The following is a 23182-nucleotide window of genomic DNA, read 5'->3' on the forward strand; positions in this document are numbered from 1 at the left end:
CGACATCAATCGACGCTTGACTCGCGTTATTTGAATAGATTACCATTTACGCTCACTCTTCAACAGTGACTAACTGCCTGTTTAAATCATTTCATTATTTAGCTATACAAGCCTGCACACTATTTTATTATAACGTATATTCTGTATGGCTTGTTTAAGTGATATTGAATTTGATTAATTGATGTCTTTTCATAAACATTTTATACTAATAGCAAGTAAACAGTACGTAAATACCCGTTTTTCTTCTATTTATAACGCTAAGGAGGATTTTTTGATTGTTATCACAATATTATACCGTAAAACAAGAAGGTTCACATGAAATCACTATTCAAAAATCTAGATTCATTTGTCATATGAAACGTGTAACAACTGAGGAAGAAGCTCAGCAATTTATTCAAGACATTAAAAAACAGCACTGGAATGCTACTCATAACTGTTCAGCTTACCTAATTGGAGAACGAGATCAATTTCAAAAAGCAAACGATGATGGAGAACCAAGTGGAACAGCAGGCGTACCAATGTTAGAAGTGCTTAAAAAGAGAGGCTTAAAAGATACGGTAGTCGTCGTTACGCGCTATTTCGGAGGTATTAAATTGGGCGCAGGTGGATTGGTGCGCGCGTATGGAAAATCCGTTTCCGAAGCGTTAAATGAATTAGGTACAGTCAAACGAACTCTCATGGCGGTTATGCATACAACCGTCGACTATACATGGCTTGGAAAATTAGAAAATGAGCTTCGCAGTTCCGTTTATCTATTAAAAGAAATCCACTACGCAGACATGGTAGAGATTGAAACATTTGTAGAGGAAGCTCAAACAGAAGCATTTATTGAATGGATGACCGAGCTAACAAACGGCCAAGCAGATATTCGAGCAGGTGAGACGACCTATTTAGAAGAAGATGTAGAATGAATTATTTACTCTTATTAAAAAACATTGTACAATTGATAAATAGCGCAACTATTCTGATGGTTGCGCTACTTGTCAATGAGTAAAAACCTCGTAAAGACGCATAGCTTTGACGAGTTTGATTCATACATTCCAATTTATAACACATACTAAGTGTCACAATAAGTGTTCGAATATACGAATAAAAGGAGAAACCGTATGGCTCAATATAGACGTTTTCAAAAAAGAGTAAACAAACGGAAAAGAAAACGAAGGCTTTTTACATTTTTTCTGTTACCTATCCTTATTTTAGGGCTTTCTGCAACCGCTTATGGCTCTTATTTATTTGTTAAGGCTAAAACAGTAGCTTCTGATTCTTATGAAGGACTTGGAGATCGCGATAACTCTCCTATGCGTGATCGTAAAATCGATCCCAAAAAAGATGATATATCCATTTTATTTATGGGCGTAGATGACAGTGAAACCAGGAAGTTCGGAAAATCAGCCCGTACAGATGCTTTGATTTTGGCGACCTTTAACGAAACAAATAAAACCGTAAAGCTTGTAAGCATACCTCGAGATTCGCGGGTTTATATACCTGAAGTGAACAAAAAAGATAAAATTACGCATGCGCATGCGTACGGAGGTCCAAAAGCAACTGTAGAAACGGTAGAACAGCTGTTTAATGTCCCTGTTGATTACTATGTTAAAGTGAATTTTAAAGCTTTCACAGACATTGTAGACTCACTTGGGGGAATCGATTTTGATGTACCTTATGCGATGAGTGAAAAGGACTCAAAAGATCGTCATAATGCTATTGTCTTAAAACCAGGAAACCAACATTTGAATGGTGAAGAAGCGTTAGCTGTTGCTCGAACACGAAAACAAGACAACGATATTGAGCGAGGAAAAAGACAACAGCAGTTGATCGAAGCCATGATTAAAAAAGCTGCTTCCATTGGATCACTTAATAAATATGGCAATCTTATCGAAGCGGTTGGCGATAATATGAAAACGAATTTAATGTTCGGTGAAATGCTTTCGTTTTATGATTACGCTTCGAAAAAAGTAGACATCGAAACCATTAACTTAGACGGTAGCGATGAAAAAATTAACGGCGTTTACTACTTCAAACTAGACAATGATTCAGTGGAAAAAGTAAGTGAAAAGCTCCGCAAGCATTTAGGCATTGAATCAACTTCAGATACAACAGAATAATTAAAAAGACCTCTTGGATATCCAAGAGGTCTTTTTAATTAATTTTTTAAACGAAGCCCACGAACCATGTTAAGAATTGGCCTATATGTCTTATCAACTAATCCTATTTTTTCAACGATAATTTCAATCGCCACAAGGAGGATAGCTAGTACAAGAAAAGACCCCCACATTGTTTGTACCTTTGAAAAGATAACTGCCGCTAAGCCAAATATCGCACTCATTCCATAAATAATTAAAACCGTTTGTCTATGGCTGTACCCTAAGCGCAACAAGCAATGATGCAAATGAGATTTATCAGGAGCCGATAGCGGTTGATTTTTTACGATTCGGCGAATAATAGCAAAGAACGTATCTGAAATTGGTACCCCTAAAATAATAACTGGAACAATGAAGGAAATAACCGCTACATTTTTAAATCCTAACAGAGACAATACAGAAATCATATAGCCTAAAAATAGTGCTCCTGTATCGCCCATGAAAATCTTAGCGGGGTGAAAGTTGTAAAACAAAAATCCAAGCGTACTTCCCAATACGATGAAACCCATGCTTGTCACAAACACATTACCCATCATAATAGCCATACCAGAGATGGTAATCAATACAATAGAGGAAACGCCGGCAGCTAATCCATCCAATCCATCAATTAAATTAATAGCATTGGTAATTCCTACAATCCATAATACCGTAATTGGAATACTTAACATTCCGAATTCTAATTTTCCGCCAAACGGCAAGTTAATGAAGTCAATTTGGACTCCACCGTATACAACAACAATTAATGTCGCTACTAGCTGACCGCCTAATTTAATTTTAGCGGATAGCTCAATCATATCATCTAAGACACCGGTAATGATGATAATGATGCTTCCGATTAAAATCGGCAGCGCATATTTACTGTCAGGCTGTAAAACGAGGTATCCAATAAGAAAACTAAAAAATATCGCCAAACCTCCAAGGCGAGGCATAATTTTTTGATGAACTTTTCGTTGATTTGGTTTATCCGTTGCACCTATTTTAAACGCCAGCTTCTTAACCAGCGGAGTGATCAGAATAGATGTAATAAAACAAATAAACAAGGTCAAATATAGCATGGAGACCCTCCTCAGGTTTATGTTAACCAAAACCATAAAAAATGTATCCAACTTTATATAATTGGATAGTATTTCAAATTGCGTATAACAATAATTACTTACTTATTCCCAAAATGGATTATATCACAATGATTCTACTACTTAAATAGAAATTTATTCTCAAAAATTAGCACATTTACAAACTATTAATAGAAAAGAACTGTATTTTTTGGTGTATAAACAGCTGATTTACTTTATTCTTATGTGGTTATTTTATGTAGAACATTTTCTTTACTATATTTGATTAAAATATAAGCGAACTCCCCCCTTTTCGTCTAATTTATTCGTCATCTTTAACTCTTTTTCCTTTTTATTAAGCATATTTAAACCTTTATTTTTATTTCACATGGCCCCACTCATTATATGAACAAACTTTTGACCTATGCATGTCCACTACTTCCAACCACATTCGCTGAATCGTTGTCCTTATCTTATATCATTTAAAAGTTAAAATATAGTGAAATGGACAGAGATAAAATTAAACAAAAAAAGGAATTTTATCAAAAAAATGAAACTTTTTTTGATACGGTTCGTAATACATAGTAGAAACAGTATCATTCATCTTACATAAAGGGGGTGTTGAATGAACTATGTTTGGTCTATCTGTTCAAACAGTGTATTTGTATGGATTAATTATCTGCGGAAGTCTCACCTTCTTATACATTTTATTTAGCGATTTGTTAGATGGATTATCTGAAGCGATACCTTTTTTTAACCCCACTCTTCTTTTTTCTTTTTTAACATTCTTTAGTGCCAGTGGATATTTGTTCACCTATACGTCATTGCAAAATTATTGGATTATTTCGATTTCCGCTCTTATTGCCCTTCTACTCGTTATTTTGCTCAACGTTTTCGTATTGATTCCTTTATCATCGGCTGAAGAGTCTCTTGCTTTTACTGAAGATTCGTTAAAAGGAAGACTTGGTACCATTATTACTTCTGTTCCTGCAGATGGTTATGGAGAAGTATTTATAGAAGGGGTTAGCGGCACGATCTCCAAACCCGCTGCCAGCTTTAAAAACACTGCTATACCTTTAGGCAGCAAAGTGCTTGTGGTAGATATACAAAGGGGCAACGCACTCGTTGTGATTTACGAAGAAGTTATGACCAATCACTCATTATAAATAGTATTAGGGGGAGTTTTATGTTTTCAACACCTATATTAGTTGTCGTTGGAATTGTTGTTTTTTTATTAATTGCGCTGATTGCCGTATTTATTACAAAATACCGTACAGCAGGTCCAGATGAAGCGTTAATTGTAACAGGGAGCTATCTCGGAAATAAAAACGTGCACGTCGATGAATCCGGAAACCGCATTAAAATTGTTCGCGGCGGCGGTACGTTTGTGCTGCCAGTTTTTCAGCAGGCTGAGCCTTTGAGCTTGCTGTCAAGCAAACTGGAAGTATCTACACCTGAAGTATATACAGAACAAGGTGTTCCAGTTATGGCTGATGGGGTATCAATCATCAAAATTGGAGGTTCTATTTCAGAAATCGCAACGGCCGCTGAGCAGTTTTTGGGCAAAGCAAAAGAAGATCGTGAAACCGAAGCTAGAGAAGTCTTAGAAGGTCACCTTCGTTCGATTCTTGGTTCTATGACGGTCGAAGAAATTTATAAAAACCGTGAAAAATTCTCTCAAGAAGTACAGCGCGTAGCTTCACAAGATCTAGCTAAAATGGGATTAATTATTGTATCGTTTACAATTAAAGACGTTCGGGATAAGAACGGCTATCTAGAATCGCTAGGGAAGCCTCGTATTGCTCAAGTTAAGCGAGATGCTGACATTGCAACAGCGGAAGCTGAAAAAGAAACAAGAATCAAGCGTGCCGAGGCTCATAAAGATGCCCAAAAAGCGGAGCTTGAGCGAAATACAGAAATCGCGGAAGCTGAAAAAATGAATCAATTAAAAACCGCTGAATATCGTCGCGAACAAGATATTGCCAAAGCTCGTGCTGACCAAGCGTATGATCTAGAAACAGCTCGCGCGAAACAAGATGTAACAGAACAAGAAATGCAAATCCGCATTATTGAACGTCAGAAACAAATTGAATTAGAAGAAAAAGAAATTCTTCGTCGTGAGCGTCAATACGATTCTGAAGTAAAAAAGAAAGCAGATGCAGATCGTTACTCTGTTGAGCAATCCGCAGAAGCTGAAAAAGCAAAACAGCTTGCGGAAGCTGACGCCAACAAATATCGAATTGAAGCAATGGCTAAAGCTGAAGCTGAACGCGTTCGAATTGATGGTTTAGCAAAAGCTGACGCTCAGCGTGCCCAAGGTGAATCTGAAGCTGAGATTATCCGCTTAAAAGGTTTAGCAGAAGCAGAGGCTAAACAAAAAGTTGCGGAAGCATTCGAGCAGTTTGGTCAAGCGGCTATTTTAGATATGATTATCAAAATGCTTCCTGAATATGCAAAACAAGTTGCAAGTCCTTTAGCAAATATCGATAAAATTACGGTTGTGGATACAGGAAGCAACGGTGAAAACAGCGGAGCTAATAAAGTGACTGGTTATGCAACAAACTTAATGTCTTCTCTTCAAGAATCGCTGAAAGCATCCTCAGGTATAGATGTAAAGGAATTGATTGAGAACTTTTCTGGAAAAGGAAATGTGCGCCAGAGCTTGCACGAACTAACGGATGAAATCAAGCAACAAAACAAAAAAGAAGATATCTAAAAATAAAAAGCATGCGGATATCATCCGCATGCTTTTTTAACCTCTTAACACTCGAAGAAGAAACCTAGGCAATTCTAACTGACGCTTCCATCTCCATGGTTCTTTTAATAGTCGATAAAGCCACTCTAAACCAAATTTTTGAAAAACAGCCGGTGCCCGGTTCAATCGTCCTGAAATAACATCAAACGAGCCGCCTACGCCTTGATAAACAGAAGGATTGAGTTTTTCTTTATGAGCAATAATCCAATTTTCTTGCGCTGGACTGCCTAAAGCGACAAACACAATTTCTGCTCCTGAATCATTAATCGTACGTTCAATGACTTCTTCATTTTTTTCATAGCCATTTAATGTTCCAACAATTAAAATCCCTGGAAACATCTCTTCCAATTTAGCTTTGGCTTCATCTGCAATGCCAGGCTTGGCTCCGTATAAAAAAATTCTTTTACCGTTATTAGTTGCTTCTTTGCACAGCTTCAGCATCATATCAATACCCGTTACACGCTCACGAATACGTCCCTTTTTGAGCTTTGAAGCTAAAATCACACCGATTCCATCTGGAATTTGATAAGTCGCTTGATTTAACAGTGACTTTAGTTCCTGATCTTCTTGTGCTTTCATAATTTTTTCAGGATTGATTGCTACAATAAATGATTTTCGGCCTTTATCTATATCCTGAAGTAACTTTGCCGCTAGCTCATCGTACGTGTCGCTACAAACGTCTATTCCTAAGATGTTTTCCTTCATTAAATCACCCGTATGTTGATTTTTTAGTTTTTTACAAACGAAAGACAGGCTGTTCAGCCCGTCTTTTTATAAAGTAGAAACTTTTGAATCACCAAGTAACACTACGTCAAAGCCTGCTGCTTTCCATTGATCACGCTGAATGCAGTTTTTCGTATCAAAAATAATCTTTGTACGCATATGATTTTCAACAGCTGATGGAAGAAGCTCTTTGAACTCATTATGATCTGTTAAAATAAGAATCACATCTGCATGTGCAACAGCTTCATCCAAACTTTGCGTCTGACGTTCGATTTTATTCTCTTTGATATGAGGATCAAATGCTGTGTAATCAACACCTAGCTTTTCTAAGTGATGAAGCACATCCGTTGATGGACTTTCACGCATATCATCAATATTTCCTTTAAAAGCTAAACCTAAAACAGCTACACGTCCATGTTGAATGCCCTTCTCATCTAGTAGGCTTTTCGTTTTTAATGCTGTATATTCAGGCATTGAATCATTTGTCTGACGAGAAAGAGAAATAATTTTCGCAAGTTCTGGCTGAAGCTCCGTTAAGAACCAAGGGTCAACAGCAATACAGTGGCCACCTACACCAGGACCTGGTAAATGGATGTTTACACGTGGATGATAGTTCGCTAACTTAATCGCTTCCCACGCATTTACACCAATTTTTTCACTGATTTTTGCCAGCTCATTTGCAAAGGCAATGTTCACATCACGATATGTGTTTTCAATTACTTTCACCATTTCAGCTGTTGTAGCATCCGTTACGTGAATATTTCCTTTTACAAATGTTTTATAAAGCTCAACAGTCAAGCGACTGGACTCTTCGTTAATACCACCGACAATACGGTCATTATTTACTAGTTCCTCAAATACTTTTCCTGGAATAACACGTTCAGGTGAGTGAGAAACAAATAACTCACTGCCTAATTCTAAACCAGTTTCTTTTAGCACAGGTAGCATAACGTCTTCTACTGTACGCGGAGGAACTGTGGATTCTAAAATAACTAAATTTCCTTTACGAACGTAAGGAACAATTGATTTTGTCGCTTCTCGAACATAGTTCAAGTTTGCCGTTTTATCTTCATTAATTGGTGATGGTACAGCAATAATAAAAATATCCGCCTCTTCAGCTGTTGTGCCTACCGTAAAGTGGCCGTTGTCAACTGCTGATTCTAAACGTTCTTGTAAGCCGTTTTCTTCTATATGAAGTTGCTTATTTTTAATTAATTCTACTGCTTTTTCATTTACGTCAACACCATGTACATATAAGCCGTGATTGGCAAACATAACAGCTGTCGGTAAACCTATATATCCTAAACCAACTACACACAATTTCTTTGTCATTGCAGAAAATCTCCTTTATATGACATGCTTAATAAATAAAACCTATCTGATATTATATCGAAAAATGTCACTTCATGATAGCATTTATATAAAAACATGAAATAATTTCTTTTACTTATTATTATGTAACATTTTATGAGAATTCATCAATAAACGATATAACCATCTTTTGTACAACGGGCTCTAACCCAAAAGAACTATTGAAAATCTCCATGATTCCCAATAGTTCTCCTAGTAAATCTATTTTTACATATGCCCTTCTTTTTCGACAATTTCTCTAAAATAGCTCACTAACTCTTCTCGCAGCGGTTCTCTTTGTAAGGCTAAATCAATTGTTGCTTTAATGAATCCAAATTTATCTCCAACATCATAACGTTTTCCTTCGAAATAATAAGCAAGAACACGTTGAAATTCATTCAGACGTAAAATAGCATCTGTTAATTGAATTTCTCCACCTGCACCAATCTCTTCTCTGCTTAAGATATCAAAAATTTCCGGTGTTAAAATATAGCGCCCCATAATTGCATAGCCTGAAGGGGCATCTTCTGGATTCGGTTTTTCAACGAGCGTTTCTACGTCTAATAATCCTTTTTCAAGAGGCTCTCCTTTAGGGCCTACAATTCCGTACTTTGAGGTTTCTTTCCTAGGCACCTCCTGTACACCAACTACAGCGCATTCATATTTTTCGTATACGTCCATTAACTGTTTCAAACAAGGTGTTTCTGATTGAACTACATCATCCCCTAGCATAACAGCAAACGGTTCATCTCCGATAAAACTTCTTGCACAGTGAATGGCATGACCTAATCCTTTAGGTTCCTTTTGACGAATGTAGTGAACATTAGCCAAATTCGAAATCCCCTGCACTTCTTCAAGCATGTCCCACTTTTCCTTTGCCGCTAATGTTTCTTCTAGCTCATATGATTTATCAAAATGATCCTCGATTGCTCGTTTTCCGCGACCGCTTACAATTAAAATATCTTCAATACCTGATGCTACTGCTTCTTCCACAATGTATTGAATCGTTGGTTTATCTACAATTGGCAGCATTTCTTTAGGCTGTGCTTTTGTAGCCGGCAAAAAGCGTGTCCCTAATCCAGCTGCTGGAATAATAGCTTTACGAATTTTCACTTACTTTTCCTCCTGTCAATGTCAATCGTGCTTATTGGTTATAGTATAGTAAGTCTTCGATTGAGTATGTACACAAAGTCATGTTGAATCCATTTCTTTTTATAAAGAGTCATGTTGGATTCTGCTTTATCATAACAAAAGATTTTGTATAATTCTATTTTTATCATTTATAATGAAAAGAAAATTAATCACTTATAAATATAATTTTATGTTCCACTTATGTATAGAAAGGAATGGGATTATGAGTTCGTTTTCAGATCACTTACAGCACCAATTTATACATCATTTCCCGTACAGTGATGCAAGCTATCGTACAAATGCCCAAGCAGGACTAGACCTTTACCGTACCCATTCATTCTTCATTTTGCACAATGATGAACAGATATTAAACGTTAAAATCGATTCGTTTTATGTTGAACTAAACAAACAGCTGCTCCCTGAAAGTACCTGTTCTTGTCAGCATAACGGATTTTGTGAACACTGCTTTGCAGCGTTTTTTTATATGTATTCATTAATAGAACCGCTTTCGCCCCTATTCAAAGAATGGCGAAACCATGAGAAAGAAGCTTTGACTATGCTATCTGCCAAACAAGTGTTAAAAAAACCCAAGGCAACTTTTCAAGAGTGGAGACAAACTTTTGAGGAGCAGTATACGCTTTTTATGCAGGGGCGGAACAAAAATGACCGGTCCATTTATCATGAATATTATCAGTACTATTACCGTTCTTTAGTGAAAAAAGCTCCTGAGCATCCATTGCTTTATGCTTTATTTTGTATCTATGGAGCGGTTCATACATTTTATAAACTATCAGCTCAATTACAGGCACATCAGCTTTCTACTAACATCGAGGAATCATTCGTATATAGTCACGTCTACAAAATAACAAATGAAATTTATGCTACCGCTGATTCATTAAAGCAAACGAAATACGATCGGGATGCATTATCTATTATAGAGGACAGCATCCCATACATCCGAGAATTATTGCATAATGATATACCTTTACAATATGAGCGTATTGAAATTTATCGGGTTATTTGGCAAAAAGTCTTCACGTTAGAAAGATGGCGAAAAAATGAGGAACGCGAATTAAAAGCCAAGCATGGTTCTTTTATAAATAATACAGCTCTTTCCTATCTTTTATTTCTTCAAGAAAAAGATAGAGAAGCAAAAGAACGTTTGAGCGATGGAACATTACAAATGATTCCCTATCTTATCCCTTGGTTAAATGATTTATTGCACGAAAAAGAAACTGACCGCTTTGCTCAGTGGGGCTCTTATATAATGACCTATATAGGAGATTACGTACGCACCGTTCCAACTACTTATCAAGGAAGCCGAAATATGGTCTCCATGATTGTAAATTTATTTCAGCACTATAAAGACTTAACGAACGAGCAAACTTTGTATACTGAAGCATTGCAAACATTACTTCCCTATAGTTTTATTGAATACAGTGATTTCCTATATGCTTCTAACCAATTAAAAAAATGGGTTGAATTACAGGTGCTTCTTCAATATGACAGCATCAAATATGACGAGCAAACGATAGAGGCCTTAAAACAAAAAGATGAAAAGCTGGTTATTCCTCTTTATCATCAAATGATTTCAAAGCTGATTTATGAAAAAAAGAAAAGCAGTTATCAAGAAGCCTATATCTACTTACAAGAATTAAAAAGACTTTATCTACAAATGAATCGCTCTCTACTATGGGAACATTATATAGAAGAATTAGCGATAAAAACGAAGAAACAGCGCGCATTTCAACAACTATTAGAAAAAGGAGATTTACTGAATGTTTGATTTGTTTCATTTAACACTTGAAGTCGAACCTGTACACGATGACTTTTTTCTCTACTGTGTATCACCTAGCGGCCAAATTTTGCTCCCTGATACATGGAAAGATGCGCTGTTTCTATGGCATGAACAGACCTATTACGGAAGTGAAGCTACACAGGTTGAGATTAATGGAAAAAAAGGAATTCTTCTTTCTGCATGGCAAATGTTCACTTTCATACAATCACCTATTCAACAGCATGTGTTGAAACCGGCTTTGTCCGCTTCAGCGGAAGATTATCAGCAAATTGCAGTCGATATGACAAAGAAGATTATCCAAGGGAAATTTCATTCTCTTCCTTTAAAAAAACAAATGACCGGATCGCTTTCACAAGCTGATGAGCAAGAGTGGCGAGCACAAATTAAAGAGAGCCTATTAAAAAAAGAAGGAAAAGACTTTTTAATAAGCATAGGAGGCGAGAGCTATAATCCTCCCTTTGACCTTTCATTGCGTGTTGTAGAGCCAACGACCGATGGAGATGTATGGACGGCTGAAACATTTGTGATTCCCCACGATGAAGCCAAAGAACCTTTTATACTGGGAAGAACACTTCCTAAAGAGTGGAATCACTACGAATCATATATCGCTTACGAACACGAACGATGGAAAGCATTGGCTCCTACTTTATACCAAAAAGGAGCGTTTATTCAGTCTGTCCTAACAGATGAGGAAGTATGGGAATTTCTAACTCAAGATAGTGCAGCATTGATTGAACAAGGTGTCTCTATCCATTTGCCAAGCTGGTGGGAATCATTAAAAAAAGCCACCATAAAAGTATCTGGCGCTATAGAAAATACTTCATCTGCATTGTTTGGTAAACAAGCTATCAGCAGCTTCCGCTGGTCATTTTCTATTGGCGATCAAACTTTTTCAGAAGAAGAGTTTCGGAAATTAGTCGAACAAAAACGCCGATTATTATCTATTAACGGACAGTGGATTCAACTGGATTCTAGATTAATTAAACAAGCGCAGAAAATTGTTAAAGAAGCTAGTAAAAAAGGCGTCTCAATTCATGAAATTTTAAAAACGAAGCTAACCTACATGGCAGACAGTAAAACTGATGAAGAAGAGGTAAAAGTTGAATTCCAATTCCCCGCTTCCTTTCAATCATTTATTACATCCTTAACGGATTTAGAACGGCTGCCGGAAGTGCTGCCTCCCTCTGAATTTAAAGGGATATTAAGACCTTATCAGCAGCAAGGCTTGAATTGGCTCATGTTTTTGAGAAAGTTTAACTTAGGAGGATGTCTAGCAGATGACATGGGGCTAGGTAAAACCATTCAATTAATTAGTTATTTAACAAACATTCATCAGTTACATAGCTTTCCTTCTCTTATCGTTTGCCCAACTTCTTTAATTGGAAACTGGGAAAAAGAATTACAGAAATTTGCCCCTTCTCTTCGTGTTCATGTTCATTACGGGCCGAAAAGAACCGGCGGAGATGCATTTGAGAAGATATGTGAAAGTACTGACGTGGTGATTACGACTTATCAAGTTGCCCTTTTGGATGTCGAATTGTTGAAAGGGTTTATATGGAACAGCATTTCCTTAGACGAAGCGCAACATGTTAAAAACCCGCAGACTAAACAGGCGAGAGCCATTCGTCAGCTGCAAGGAAGACACAAAATTGCGCTTACTGGAACTCCAATTGAAAACCGTCTGCTGGAACTATGGTCATTATTTGAATTCATCAATCCCGGTTACTTAGGAACAATCAATTCATTTAAAAACCGATTTGTAGCCGGCATTGAAAAAGGCGAGAAACCTGAACGAACTGTTGAGCTTAAAGCACTCATTCAACCTTTCTTATTGAGAAGAACAAAACAAGATAAAAGCATCGCCCGCTCACTGCCTGATAAACAAGAACAAAAAGAATATATCCCGCTGACAGCGGAACAAGCTTCACTTTACCAGGAGCTAGTTCAAGAAATGCTTCAAGAAACAGAGGAAAAAACAGGATTTAAACGAAAAGGCATGATTTTGCAAACACTAAATAAGCTAAAATTATTATGCAATCATCCAGCTTTGTACTTAAAGGAAAGTTCAGCTAAACAAACGGTACGGCGATCTCATAAAAGTGAAAAAATTATTGAACTCGTAGAGAGCATTCGCACACAGCAAGAAAGCTGTTTAATCTTTACTCAGTATATTGAAACAGGACTCATGCTACAACGAACCTTAGAAAAAGAAATCAACGAGCCGGTTTTATTCCTTCACGGAAGCTTGTCAAAAGAGCAAAGAGATGAAATGGTTGCTCAATTTCAAGCAAGGAAAAAAGCCATCTTTATCCTTTCTCTTCGCGCAGGTGGAACTGGATTGAATTTAACAGCTGCAAATCACGTTATTCATTTTGACCGATGGTGGAACCCAGCCGTTGAAAACCAGGCAACCGATCGGGCCCATCGCATTGGTCAGAATAAATTTGTTCATGTTCATAAATTCATTACAAGAGGAACGATTGAAGAAAAAATTGATGAAGTGATCAATCAAAAACAACATCTCAACAATGAACTCATCCAAGGAGATCAATGGGTAACAGAACTTTCGAATAAAGAGCTACAAGAGCTTCTTGCTTACAGAAATGAATAAGAAAAATTATAAAATGTGTTACACCGTTACCAAAAAGAGGACTTTTTTACTTGTCCTCTTTTTTTATTAGATCATTCGACACAAAAAATTAAGTGTAAATCGTTCTTCAACTACTGATAAAGATACAAAAAACGCGATAAATATCGTTTTTTGAATAAAAAGGTATTTTTATAGCGAAAAAGACCCTTTACTTTCTCTTTAAATTCCAGCATATTTATACATATAATATTTTTGTAATTTAATAGACATATTGGAAAAATAAACACGAAACATTTACATAATTAGGGGGATTTATTAATGAAAAAAAGGCAGCTCGCTTTATCTCTAGGCGCCATTGTTGGCGGGACATTCTTATATCAAGCTTCAGCTGAAGCATCTGCTTCAACTGTTCAAGTGAAAGCTGGAGATACACTTTGGTCGTTATCTACTAAATATCATACAACGATAGAAGCTTTAAAAAGCGTAAATAAGTTATCTTCAAATACAATTCGTATAGGACAAACGTTATCGATTCCTTCTGCTTCAACCTCTCAACCATCTAATAAGGAAGAAAAGCCTTCAGCTCCTGCTACTGGTTCAACCTATAAAGTTCAAAGCGGCGATACCCTTTGGAAAGTGGCTACTCGTTTTAATATGAGCGTAGAAGAATTAAAACGTTTGAACACTCTTTCTTCCAACATCATTTATATTAACCAAACGTTAAAAGTAAATGGAAGCAACAGCGCATCGACTCCAACTACGAGTAAACCAGCAGAAACTCCTTCTAAGGATGCAAACGGAACTTACAAAGTTCAGCGTGGAGATAGCCTGTCTAAAATAGCTTCGGCATTTCACATGAGCGTGAGCGAATTAAAACAAATAAATGGATTAACGTCTAATACGATTTATGTAAATCAACAATTAAAGGTATCAAAAAGCGCTCAAACAACTACGCCAACAACAAAACCAAGTACATCAACACCTTCAACTTCTAGCGGAACATTAAATGTATCGCAAATGATTTCAGATGCAAAACGTTATATGGGTGTTCCTTACAAATGGGGTGGCACAACTCCTTCTGGTTTCGACTGCAGCGGATTCATTTATTACGTAATGAAACAACAAATTTCTACAACGCGCTATACGACGGCTGGTTATTGGAGTGTATCAACACCCGTAAGTAATCCACAGCCTGGTGACCTAGTGTTTTTTAATACATATTCTAGCGGCCCTACACATATGGGCATTTACCTTGGTAATCGTCAATTTATTCATGCTGGATCTTCTACCGGTGTAACCATTGCAAGCTTAGATAACAGCTACTGGAGCAAGCGCTACTTAGGTGCAAAAAGGTTTGCTAAATAACTGATAGAAGCTGAGACAAGAGTATGTTAGCTGAAGGAAGATCCGAATGAGTTTGATTCTTGATGGAGAATTAAACTCGTTCGGATCTTTTCATTAAAAAAACCGTTAAATAATTTAACGGCTGAAATAGAGGAATAATTCGGGGATAGTGAATACTTTAATTTTCTCTCTTGAGAATATAGAAAGAGCCTTGCTCTTAAGGAGGATCTATCTTCTATTATGATAGATAAGGGGAATTAAAACCTTAGCTGAACTAATCACCCCCTTTCATACTAGATCACTTTATTCTTCTTGTTGATTTGAACCAAATGAAGAAGAATCAGATGGCTTTCCACTTAAAAATTTAACCGCATCAGCCACAACGTCGGTCATATATACTCGTTGCTGAAGATTATTTTCAAATGTGCGCGTTTGTACACGCCCTACCACGCCTACAACCGCTCCTTTATCACAGTAAGCAGCTGTATTTTCTGCATTTTTTCTCCACAGAGTAATGTTGACAAAATCAGCATCATATTCACCTTCAACATTTCGAAACGTTCGATTAATTGCTAACGTAATAGTAGATACGGCAATCCCTTCATGGGTATATTGAAGCTCCGGCTTTTTTGTCAGTCTTCCTACAAGAACAATATGGTTAATCATAGTCTACCACTCCAACTGATTGAATAATGGGAATCTTTAAGCTCATTCATGTTATAATATGGATAACCTACTATTTACGTAAAGGAGGAAACATCAATGAAAACATTTAAACTTGTGTCATTTCAATTGGTTGATGATCAAGAAAAGCGTCAGTCTGTCTCACTAACTAATGGCCTTATTATTAATAAAGAAGACGGCGAAAATAACTGGATTTTAGAAGCAGTTATCGATAAGAAATGGTACGATGAATTTCATGTTTTGTTGAAAGATAAACAAAAAGTGACGGTAGAAGCTAAAATTACGAAAGAAACAAATGATCCAGCTACCTTTATAGCTACCGTGGCTTCCATTACTTCAATTGGTGAAAATCGTATTAGTTTGTTGATGAAAGGTGTTTTAAAAGAACGGAGACTTCATTATGCTGAAATGCTCTTAGAGGATTTAATTAACCAAGGGTTATCAGGTCAAGATTTACTTCAACAGTTCAAACTGCAGCTTCGAAACAGACCAGTAAAAAGTACATCTAAAAAATAAGTCAAGTCATCTCAAGATGTCTGGATTTAAAAGAGAGGATTATTGTTTGAGGTCTTTTTCGTTGGTCCATGAGAAGGGTAAAGAAAAGAGAACTCACTGGAGAGGTACCTTTCTTTTTTTCCTAAAAATAAATGTGCATGACTAGAACGTTTGAAGCGATTATCTCTTATGCGAGCACCTTGCCTTTTCAAATAAAAATTTGTCATTTTTTCACTCCTTTTTCTTTGTAATTCGTATATTAATGCATTTTTCCCCGTTATTCAACCATTTTTTTCAATATACCGAACAAAAAATAGGATTTTTTTACTATAAAAACCTCTATTTTTGTTCTTTTTTTTATATCCATGCAGAAAAATGAATCTTTTTAGAGAAAAAAAAGAAATAAAAACAGGTTTTATTCCCTCTATTGCAGAAAGTAAAGTGTATATGTTTCATATTGTGCAAATTAAGCATGTTACAAAGAACATGAACTACATTCGAACAATAAGACATATACTTATCTTTACGAAATCAGGTGATGCATATGAAAGATTTTGGAGAAAGAATTAAACATTTCAGACTAAAAGGAGGATTTTCACAAGAAGAATTAGCAAATCAGTTGAATGTTTCTCGTACAACTATTTCAAAATGGGAATGTTCGAAACAAACGCCTTCCATTTTTGATTTTCTATCTCTATGTAATTGTTTTCAAATTACGCTCGACCAACTTATTGAGCCTTCCTCTTATAAACAAGATTATTTACATGACTTCCAACTTCTTTACTTAACAAGAAAACGTGAATCGGATTCACAGGAAAATACCATTTTAACCCTCATAGATAAACAGCCCTTATTAAAACATGTGCTCTTACAATTTTCATCTCTGTCACCAACTCTTCAAAAAGAGTTGCTAACGGATATTATACCTTTATTAAAGAAACTTTTTTCTGCTTTGCAGCGCCAATAAAAAAAGCTGCATCAGCAGCTCTTATGTACTATTCTTTTTTATCGCCTAAAGCAAACATAATATCTGTTTCGCAGACTAACTCTCCATCTACAGTTGCGATACCTTTTCCTTTGCCAATAGATCCACGCGCACGTACAATTTCAACCTCTAAACGCAGTTGATCACCAGGTCTTACTTGCTTTTTAAAACGGCAGTTGTCAATGCCTGCAAAAAATGCTAAACGTCCTTGATTTTCCTCTTTTTTTAGCATAGCTACTGCTCCTACCTGAGCCAAAGCTTCTACAATTAAAACCCCTGGCATCACAGGATAGTCAGGGAAATGCCCGTTAAAAAATTCTTCATTGGCAGATACGTTTTTTAAACCAACTGCTTTCTTTCCCTCTTCCACTTCTAAAATACGATCGACCAATAAAAATGGATATCGGTGTGGAATAATTTCTTTAATTTGTTCAATATCAAGCATAAATAAGTCTCCTTTCAAACCGCATGTAACATACGATACTATTATCAATATACAGAATGCTCAATTGAGAAGCAACTACTTGCTTAAGCTCTGATTCCATTCACCAAGCCCATCATTTGGTCTGCAATTGAAATAGAGCGGGAATTAAACTGATACGCACGTTGGGCAATGGACATATCAGTGAGTTCTTTGCTCAAATCTACATTTGACTGTTCCAATTTCCCTTGATCTACGCCTGCTGTTTCTCGAGCTTTTCCAGTCAGATCTGTAAACATATTCGGTTGGTTCATCCCAGCTGGAAAAGCAAATAGATTTTCTCCTTTAGCTTCTAGCTCCTGCGGCTTTTGGACATTTGTTAACCCAAGGGTAAACTGGTCAACGCCCGTATTCGTAGTAACCGTTATCGTTCCACTTCCATCAATCTGTATATCTTTAAATGCGTTACTGAAAATAATAGCTTGACCATTTTCCCCCAGCACATCCTGGCCAGAACCGTTTACTAATTTAACATTGTTGGGGCCTTCAGGCCTAAGGTGAAATGAACCATCTCGCGTATATTGTACAGGCTGTTCGGAATCGTTTACGGCAACTTGAAAATAAACGTTTGGATTTGATGCAGCTACATCTAATGGTTTGTCTGTATTTTCAAAAGCACCTTGCGTCATATTTAAGCGTGTTTGGTCTAGATAAGCTCCTGAACCTTGTCGAATTCCAGACGGTGTAAGCCGCTTTTCTGTTCCCTGGTCTACTTGATTATTTACTTGTTGATACAGCATATCGTTAAATGAAGCGTCTCTCGATTTATATCCTGTCGTATTTGTATTAGATAAATTGTGACTGATGACATCAAGCTGCTGCTGTAGCTGCCCCATTGTATTAGCCGCTGTTATCATTGTACGGTTCATTCTCTTCATCTCCCCTGTTGCTTTTAGCGCACACGTCCAATTTCATTTGCCGCTTTATCCATGCTTCTATCGTAAGCTTGCACTATTTTTTGATTTGCTTCAAAAGCTCTGTAAGCTGTTAGTAAATCCGTCATACTTTGAGCAGCATCTACATTGGAACGTTCAACAAATCCTTGCTTTAACTGATAAAAAATGCCTGGATTATTTCTTGCTGAAGGCAAGGACTGATTGTTCAACGTTTCATACAATCCATTCCCTGCCTTTTTAACCGTTTGTAAATCACTAGAATAAGCAATACCGATTTGTGCAATCTGCTGATTATTTTCCGTTACGTTACCCTGTGAATCAACTGTAAAGTTTTCACTTTTCAGTTGAATTGGCTGATTATTTGTATTTAATACATAAGCTCCCGTAGACGTAGTTAAAAACCCTTCTTGATCTAATGTAAAATTACTGTTTCTTGTATATTGAGGCGTATTATTAGGGCTTTGTACCACAAAAAATAGGCCGCCCTCTTTTGTAGGCATATTTTGCTCCATCAATGCAATATCAGTTGATTGAGACGTTTGCTGAAGATCACCTTGTGTAAAATTTGGAACTGTTTCTTGCATATACACACCCGTATTAATTGTACCTATGTCTTTTTTGTTCTGAACAGAGATGTTACGGTCAGTGGGTAAATCTTCAGATTCCATTCGCTGCAGTAACATATCAGGAAATGCCTTTAACGTACCTTGATCTGCTTTAAATCCTGGCGTATTAGCATTTGCTATGTTATTCGTTAATAAGTCAGTTTGACGCTGCTGAGACAGCATACCCGCTGCTGCCGTGTAAAACCCTTTAAACATACTTCATCCTCCTTACAAGTAAACGTTGTTCGTTATAGCCGGCTGACAGAGTATAATAAATAAAAGAAGAGACTCCTCTGTATGAAACGAGCCAATAGAGGAGTCTTCATTTATTTAAACAATATTGCGACGAGATAGTTTATCAATATTATCAAGCATAATACCTGTTCCAACAGCTACACAACCCATTGGATTTTCTGCAATTAGCACAGGCACCTTTAATTCTTCCGCTAACAGCTGATCCATACCGTGAAGCAATGCTCCACCGCCAGTTAAAATAACGCCTCTGTCTATAATATCGGCAGAAAGTTCGGGAGGTGTACGCTCTAATACACTTTTCGAAGCTTGTACAATGACGCTGACAGACTCTCTAAGTGCCTCCTCTACTTCCTCAGAATAAACAGTAACCGTACGAGGTAAGCCTGAAACCATGTCTCGCCCTCGAATGTCCAGCTCTTCATTACGAGCTTTAGGAAACACTGTGCCAATTTTCACTTTAATTTCTTCTGCTGTACGCTCTCCAATTAAGAGCTTATATTTTTGCTTAATGTACTGCAAAATTTCCGCATCAAAACGATCACCAGCCATCTTAATAGAAGCTGCTGTTACAATATCGCCCATTGAAAGGACAGCCACATCGGTTGTACCTCCACCAATATCTACGACCATGTTTCCGCTCGGCTGAAAGATATCCATTCCAGCGCCAATAGCCGCGACTTTTGGTTCTTCTTCCAAATAAATGGTTTTTCCACCGCTTTTTTCAGCAGCTTCGCGAATTGCTTTTTGTTCAACAGAGGTAATATTTGTTGGACAACAAATTAAAATACGAGGCTTGGATAAAAAACCTTTTACATTTAATTTATTAATAAAGTGTTTGAGCATAGACTCGGTAATTTCGAAGTCAGCGATAACGCCATCTTTTAATGGACGAATGGCAATAATATTACTGGGCGTTCTTCCTACCATACGTCTCGCTTCTTCCCCTACTGCTAGCACTCTATTTGTATTTTTATCAATCGCCACAACAGACGGTTCATTTAACACAATTCCTTTGCCTTTAACGTGAATTAAGACGTTAGCTGTACCTAAATCGATACCAATGTCTTTTGCTAACATACCTTAAATCCTCCTTCTATTTACATATCTTTGCATGATAACCATTCTTTTTTCCTAATTTACTATTTTATCACAATTTGTATATGTATGTTGTTATTAGCAAAAATATTTATTATATACCTATTTTATCCAAAAATTAAAATGCCCTATACTACCTCTATAAAAAAGGCAATATCGGGCATTCTTTTACTTTACAGTTTCTTCTTCTTTTTTGTACTTTAATTTTGTTGCTTCTCCTCCACGCAAATGCCGAATAGATTTATGATAATCAAGAATTTCTTTTACTTCATTTGCTAACTCAGGATTTATTTCTGGTAGACGCTCTGTTAAATCTTTATGGACAGTACTTTTCGAAACGCCAAATTCTTTCGCAATTACACGAACTGTTTTCTTTGTTTCTACAATATACTTTCCAATCTTGATAGTTCTCTCTTTGATGTAATCGTGCACACTACTCGCCCTCCCCAAATTGGATATGAGAAGTATCCAAGGGAATGTATATATTATCCCTTTTCTAACATTCTCTTTATAGGTTTGTAACAGTTTATTAGCTTGTGTGCAGATATATGCTAGAAAAGTCAGTAAGGACAAGTGATTTCTTATATTTTTTTGAAAATTTAGTGTTTTTTATTTACTTTTTTAACATAATGCATCTCATTTTAGAAAAATTCATAAAAAAAGAAGCTCGGTTTTATCCAGCTTCTTTTCGTATTTATGGTCTTGCTTTATGCATTTGGTTTAGACGTATCTGTTGAAGGTTGTTTTGAATCTTTATCTTCTTTAGTCTTTTCATCAGATGATTTTTCGCTATCCTTTGATTCTTCAGAAGAAGAGTCGTCTTTTGGTTCTGTCACTTCAGCTGCTTTGACTTCTTTGATAGAACTAACCGATTTTCCAAAATAACTGCTTGGATTAATTGCTACACCATCTTTACGAACTTCAAAGTGCACATGTGTTTTTGCTTCTTGATTATATAAGCTTTTTCCAGCTTTTGCGATCGTTTGGCCTTGTTTAACAATATCTCCTACTTCTACATCAGCTTTCTCAAGAGATTGATACTGTGTTACTAAACCATCTTTGTGATCAATTTCTACTACATAACCTAGTAAAGGATCTTTTGTTGCTTTTGTTACTGTACCGCTAGCTGCTGCTACAACATCAAATGATTTATCTCCCTTAACAGCTAAATCAACACCTGTGTTTGGATGATACGTATTGTTGTAGAAAACTAGTGCTTCTTCTTGTTGTTTTTCAGATGCTTGATCGTCGTAGAAAGGCTTTTTCACGATAGCTGATGCTTCACTAGCAACTGGCATTTTTAAATTTTCAAGCGAAGCATTTACCTCTACAGCGTCGTCTCGATAAGCCGTACCGTCTTGGCTATAGCCGCTTTTGTCTTCTTTGCTAATATCATTTCCATTAGCTTGAAACCAAAGGACTGCTGTAAGAATAATTGCTGCACTCGCTAAATAGATAGCCGGGAACACCCAACGCTTTCTAACTAATTTTTGAACTTTCGATTTTGGAGAAGTACGTTTCTTTTCTTCCTCTCTCATATATCATCACCTCAGCAATCAGTCTGAACACAATTGAATGAATATATACACAGCGATAAAAAATTTTTTTCGATTATTTTTCAACAGATGAATCTAAAATATACATTTTATTTAAAAAAAGTGAAAAACATAAAAAAGACCCTGCTATAAGGGTCGTTGAATTAGCGTTTAGCTGTCAATTGTGCAACAAACTGATCGTTAGGAGTAATTGCAACACCTGTATAATAATGAGTAACAATATCTTTATACGTTTTTCCTTCCAGTGCCATACCATTTGCTCCGTACTGACTCATCCCAATACCATGTCCATATCCTTTTGTATTGATGATAATTTCATTCCCTTTTTTTGTCCAATGAAAGTCGGCTGACGATAAATCCAGTTTTTCCCGAACATCTTTTCCCGACAGTTCTTTACCGTTTATCTTTACGTAATCTACGCGCTGCCCCGGCGTTCTAGAGACGATTTCACCTACTGATCCACTGTTTGTTAATTTCACTCCAAGCCTCTGTTCAAAGCTAGCAACAGACATTACTTTCTGATTTGTAAATTCAGGAGACTTTTTATCCCATGGACTAGCTACACTTTTTAGATAAGGAATGGAATTCTTCCAATACGCTTCTGAATTTTCAGTGTAACCATTGCTGGTAGAAAAGAACGTAGCATTAATTGGCTTATTTTTATACGTAAGAATTTGACCTTGGGTGTCCTTCACTGCTTCTTGAATTTTTTTGATTTTCCAATCATAGTCTTTGTTCCATCGGCTTCTTAGCTCATCTTTATTTAAATATACTTGGTACTCTACGGTATCAGTCACATCCGCTCCTTGGGGAAGATGACTATTTCCATTCATCATAGTTTGCACAATATAGGTTCTGGCTGCCAAACTTTGAGCCTTAAGTGCTTCAAGTTCAAAAGTAGCAGGCATTTCAGCTGCTACTACCCCTACAAGATAGTCTTCGAGCGGCAGTTTTTCTACTTTTTTCGTTTCCGTACGATAAACACTGACATCAAGAGGAGACGCTGTCACTTTTTGTAGTTTTTCGGTTTTTGGGGTCTGTTTGACATTTTCATGTAGCTTTCCATCTGTCTTTTCAGTAAAAGGAACAACGAGAAGTGTTGGGATGAGTAACACAACGAAAAAAAAGATGACTCCTAGTACGACGATTGGCTTTGCTTGTTTCATGAACGCCTAGCCTCCATATCTATTATTTTGACAAGGAACACCTATATCCCTATATTCCATATGTATGGAGGTGGACAACC

The 23182-nt window shown here is 36.7% G+C and carries 21 protein-coding genes; 9 read left to right on the forward strand and 12 right to left on the reverse strand.

Going from position 1 to position 23182, the window contains the following annotated elements:
* The first annotated feature begins 275 nt into the window (after window positions 1-275).
* Complete coding sequence (locus tag AC1VNJ_RS19475; protein WP_028412006.1) at window positions 276-911, forward strand: YigZ family protein; 636 nt, start codon at window positions 276-278, stop codon at window positions 909-911.
* Window positions 912-1106: 195 nt separating this feature from the next.
* Window positions 1107-2105 (forward strand): LCP family protein, encoded by a 999-nt coding sequence (locus tag AC1VNJ_RS19480; RefSeq protein ID WP_028412005.1) that lies wholly within the window; start codon window positions 1107-1109, stop codon window positions 2103-2105.
* 38 nt (window positions 2106-2143) lie between these two features.
* On the opposite strand, the gene AC1VNJ_RS19485 is transcribed toward AC1VNJ_RS19480, so the two are convergent.
* Window positions 2144-3196 (reverse strand): glycosyltransferase family 4 protein, encoded by a 1053-nt coding sequence (locus tag AC1VNJ_RS19485; protein WP_013059776.1) that lies wholly within the window; start codon window positions 3194-3196, stop codon window positions 2144-2146.
* A gap of 629 nt (window positions 3197-3825) precedes the next feature.
* Here AC1VNJ_RS19485 and AC1VNJ_RS19490 point away from each other — a divergent pair.
* Window positions 3826-4359 (forward strand): NfeD family membrane protein, encoded by a 534-nt coding sequence (locus AC1VNJ_RS19490; RefSeq protein WP_013059777.1) that lies wholly within the window; start codon window positions 3826-3828, stop codon window positions 4357-4359.
* A gap of 20 nt (window positions 4360-4379) precedes the next feature.
* A complete protein-coding gene (locus tag AC1VNJ_RS19495; protein WP_028412004.1) occupies window positions 4380-5909 on the forward strand; it encodes a flotillin family protein in 1530 nt (509 codons plus the stop codon).
* 36 nt (window positions 5910-5945) lie between these two features.
* Here AC1VNJ_RS19495 and AC1VNJ_RS19500 read toward each other — a convergent pair whose 3' ends face one another.
* From AC1VNJ_RS19500 to galU, 3 genes are all read right to left on the reverse strand, one after another.
* Complete coding sequence (locus AC1VNJ_RS19500) at window positions 5946-6653, reverse strand: WecB/TagA/CpsF family glycosyltransferase (protein WP_028412003.1); 708 nt, start codon at window positions 6651-6653, stop codon at window positions 5946-5948.
* A gap of 66 nt (window positions 6654-6719) precedes the next feature.
* Window positions 6720-8003, reverse strand: coding sequence for a nucleotide sugar dehydrogenase (locus AC1VNJ_RS19505; RefSeq protein ID WP_028412002.1), 1284 nt, complete (start codon window positions 8001-8003; stop codon window positions 6720-6722).
* A gap of 246 nt (window positions 8004-8249) precedes the next feature.
* On the reverse strand, window positions 8250-9134 hold the full coding sequence (gene galU / locus AC1VNJ_RS19510; RefSeq protein ID WP_028412001.1) for a UTP--glucose-1-phosphate uridylyltransferase GalU: 885 nt from the start codon (window positions 9132-9134) through the stop codon (window positions 8250-8252).
* 241 nt (window positions 9135-9375) lie between these two features.
* Between galU and AC1VNJ_RS19515 the strand changes: the two genes are divergently transcribed.
* The 3 genes from AC1VNJ_RS19515 to AC1VNJ_RS19525 all read left to right on the forward strand — a co-directional run bounded on the left by AC1VNJ_RS19515 (window position 9376) and on the right by AC1VNJ_RS19525 (window position 14905).
* Window positions 9376-10938 carry a replication initiation protein gene (locus AC1VNJ_RS19515; RefSeq protein WP_482641192.1) on the forward strand — a complete coding sequence of 521 codons (1563 nt, stop codon included), beginning with the start codon at window positions 9376-9378 and terminating at the stop codon, window positions 10936-10938.
* A complete protein-coding gene (locus AC1VNJ_RS19520) occupies window positions 10931-13561 on the forward strand; it encodes a DEAD/DEAH box helicase (RefSeq protein ID WP_482641193.1) in 2631 nt (876 codons plus the stop codon). The genes AC1VNJ_RS19515 and AC1VNJ_RS19520 overlap by 8 nt, the downstream gene beginning before the upstream one ends.
* A 297-nt stretch (window positions 13562-13858) precedes the next feature.
* Window positions 13859-14905 (forward strand): C40 family peptidase, encoded by a 1047-nt coding sequence (locus AC1VNJ_RS19525; protein WP_028411998.1) that lies wholly within the window; start codon window positions 13859-13861, stop codon window positions 14903-14905.
* Between the two features lie 282 nt (window positions 14906-15187).
* Here AC1VNJ_RS19525 and ssb read toward each other — a convergent pair whose 3' ends face one another.
* Window positions 15188-15550: a single-stranded DNA-binding protein gene (ssb, locus tag AC1VNJ_RS19530; RefSeq protein ID WP_482641194.1), complete on the reverse strand. Its 363-nt coding sequence runs from the start codon at window positions 15548-15550 to the stop codon at window positions 15188-15190.
* A 96-nt stretch (window positions 15551-15646) separates the two neighbouring features.
* Here ssb and AC1VNJ_RS19535 point away from each other — a divergent pair, with 96 nt between their 5' ends.
* Both AC1VNJ_RS19535 and AC1VNJ_RS19540 read left to right on the forward strand, forming a co-directional pair.
* Entirely contained in the window at window positions 15647-16084 is a 438-nt protein-coding gene (locus AC1VNJ_RS19535) for a YwpF-like family protein (RefSeq protein ID WP_028411996.1), read from the forward strand.
* Window positions 16085-16607: 523 nt separating this feature from the next.
* On the forward strand, window positions 16608-17030 hold the full coding sequence (locus AC1VNJ_RS19540; protein WP_028411995.1) for a helix-turn-helix domain-containing protein: 423 nt from the start codon (window positions 16608-16610) through the stop codon (window positions 17028-17030).
* 28 nt (window positions 17031-17058) lie between these two features.
* On the opposite strand, the gene fabZ is transcribed toward AC1VNJ_RS19540, so the two are convergent.
* From fabZ to spoIID, 7 genes are all read right to left on the reverse strand, one after another.
* Entirely contained in the window at window positions 17059-17493 is a 435-nt protein-coding gene (fabZ, locus tag AC1VNJ_RS19545; RefSeq protein WP_013059788.1) for a 3-hydroxyacyl-ACP dehydratase FabZ, read from the reverse strand.
* Window positions 17494-17576: 83 nt separating this feature from the next.
* Window positions 17577-18398 (reverse strand): flagellar hook-basal body protein, encoded by an 822-nt coding sequence (locus AC1VNJ_RS19550; protein WP_033580402.1) that lies wholly within the window; start codon window positions 18396-18398, stop codon window positions 17577-17579.
* Between the two features lie 23 nt (window positions 18399-18421).
* A complete protein-coding gene (locus AC1VNJ_RS19555) occupies window positions 18422-19246 on the reverse strand; it encodes a flagellar hook-basal body protein (protein WP_482641195.1) in 825 nt (274 codons plus the stop codon).
* Window positions 19247-19360: 114 nt separating this feature from the next.
* Complete coding sequence (mreB, locus tag AC1VNJ_RS19560) at window positions 19361-20362, reverse strand: rod shape-determining protein (protein WP_013059791.1); 1002 nt, start codon at window positions 20360-20362, stop codon at window positions 19361-19363.
* A gap of 186 nt (window positions 20363-20548) precedes the next feature.
* A complete protein-coding gene (gene spoIIID, locus AC1VNJ_RS19565) occupies window positions 20549-20812 on the reverse strand; it encodes a sporulation transcriptional regulator SpoIIID (protein WP_013059792.1) in 264 nt (87 codons plus the stop codon).
* 275 nt (window positions 20813-21087) lie between these two features.
* Entirely contained in the window at window positions 21088-21918 is an 831-nt protein-coding gene (gene spoIIQ, locus AC1VNJ_RS19570; RefSeq protein WP_028409695.1) for a stage II sporulation protein SpoIIQ, read from the reverse strand.
* Between the two features lie 161 nt (window positions 21919-22079).
* Window positions 22080-23102, reverse strand: coding sequence for a stage II sporulation protein D (spoIID, locus tag AC1VNJ_RS19575; RefSeq protein ID WP_028411991.1), 1023 nt, complete (start codon window positions 23100-23102; stop codon window positions 22080-22082).
* Window positions 23103-23182: the final 80 nt, after the last annotated feature.

The sequence above is a fragment of the Priestia sp. 3CA3 genome (assembly GCF_056836725.1).

Excerpts from the sequence above, each read along its gene's own strand:
- AC1VNJ_RS19490 (WP_013059777.1), top strand. The coding sequence starts at position 3,826 with ATGTTTGGTCTATCTGTTCAAACAGTGTATTTGTATGGATTAATTATC.
- AC1VNJ_RS19550 (WP_033580402.1), bottom strand. The coding sequence starts at position 18,398 with ATGAACCGTACAATGATAACAGCGGCTAATACAATGGGGCAGCTACAG.
- fabZ (WP_013059788.1), bottom strand. The coding sequence starts at position 17,493 with ATGCTTGATATTGAACAAATTAAAGAAATTATTCCACACCGATATCCA.
- AC1VNJ_RS19480 (WP_028412005.1), top strand. The coding sequence starts at position 1,107 with ATGGCTCAATATAGACGTTTTCAAAAAAGAGTAAACAAACGGAAAAGA.
- AC1VNJ_RS19520 (WP_482641193.1), top strand. The coding sequence starts at position 10,931 with ATGTTTGATTTGTTTCATTTAACACTTGAAGTCGAACCTGTACACGAT.
- AC1VNJ_RS19515 (WP_482641192.1), top strand. The coding sequence starts at position 9,376 with ATGAGTTCGTTTTCAGATCACTTACAGCACCAATTTATACATCATTTC.
- AC1VNJ_RS19555 (WP_482641195.1), bottom strand. The coding sequence starts at position 19,246 with ATGTTTAAAGGGTTTTACACGGCAGCAGCGGGTATGCTGTCTCAGCAG.
- AC1VNJ_RS19495 (WP_028412004.1), top strand. The coding sequence starts at position 4,380 with ATGTTTTCAACACCTATATTAGTTGTCGTTGGAATTGTTGTTTTTTTA.
- AC1VNJ_RS19485 (WP_013059776.1), bottom strand. The coding sequence starts at position 3,196 with ATGCTATATTTGACCTTGTTTATTTGTTTTATTACATCTATTCTGATC.
- AC1VNJ_RS19535 (WP_028411996.1), top strand. The coding sequence starts at position 15,647 with ATGAAAACATTTAAACTTGTGTCATTTCAATTGGTTGATGATCAAGAA.
- AC1VNJ_RS19540 (WP_028411995.1), top strand. The coding sequence starts at position 16,608 with ATGAAAGATTTTGGAGAAAGAATTAAACATTTCAGACTAAAAGGAGGA.
- AC1VNJ_RS19505 (WP_028412002.1), bottom strand. The coding sequence starts at position 8,003 with ATGACAAAGAAATTGTGTGTAGTTGGTTTAGGATATATAGGTTTACCG.
- mreB (WP_013059791.1), bottom strand. The coding sequence starts at position 20,362 with ATGTTAGCAAAAGACATTGGTATCGATTTAGGTACAGCTAACGTCTTA.
- AC1VNJ_RS19525 (WP_028411998.1), top strand. The coding sequence starts at position 13,859 with ATGAAAAAAAGGCAGCTCGCTTTATCTCTAGGCGCCATTGTTGGCGGG.
- ssb (WP_482641194.1), bottom strand. The coding sequence starts at position 15,550 with ATGATTAACCATATTGTTCTTGTAGGAAGACTGACAAAAAAGCCGGAG.
- AC1VNJ_RS19500 (WP_028412003.1), bottom strand. The coding sequence starts at position 6,653 with ATGAAGGAAAACATCTTAGGAATAGACGTTTGTAGCGACACGTACGAT.
- spoIID (WP_028411991.1), bottom strand. The coding sequence starts at position 23,102 with ATGAAACAAGCAAAGCCAATCGTCGTACTAGGAGTCATCTTTTTTTTC.
- spoIIQ (WP_028409695.1), bottom strand. The coding sequence starts at position 21,918 with ATGAGAGAGGAAGAAAAGAAACGTACTTCTCCAAAATCGAAAGTTCAA.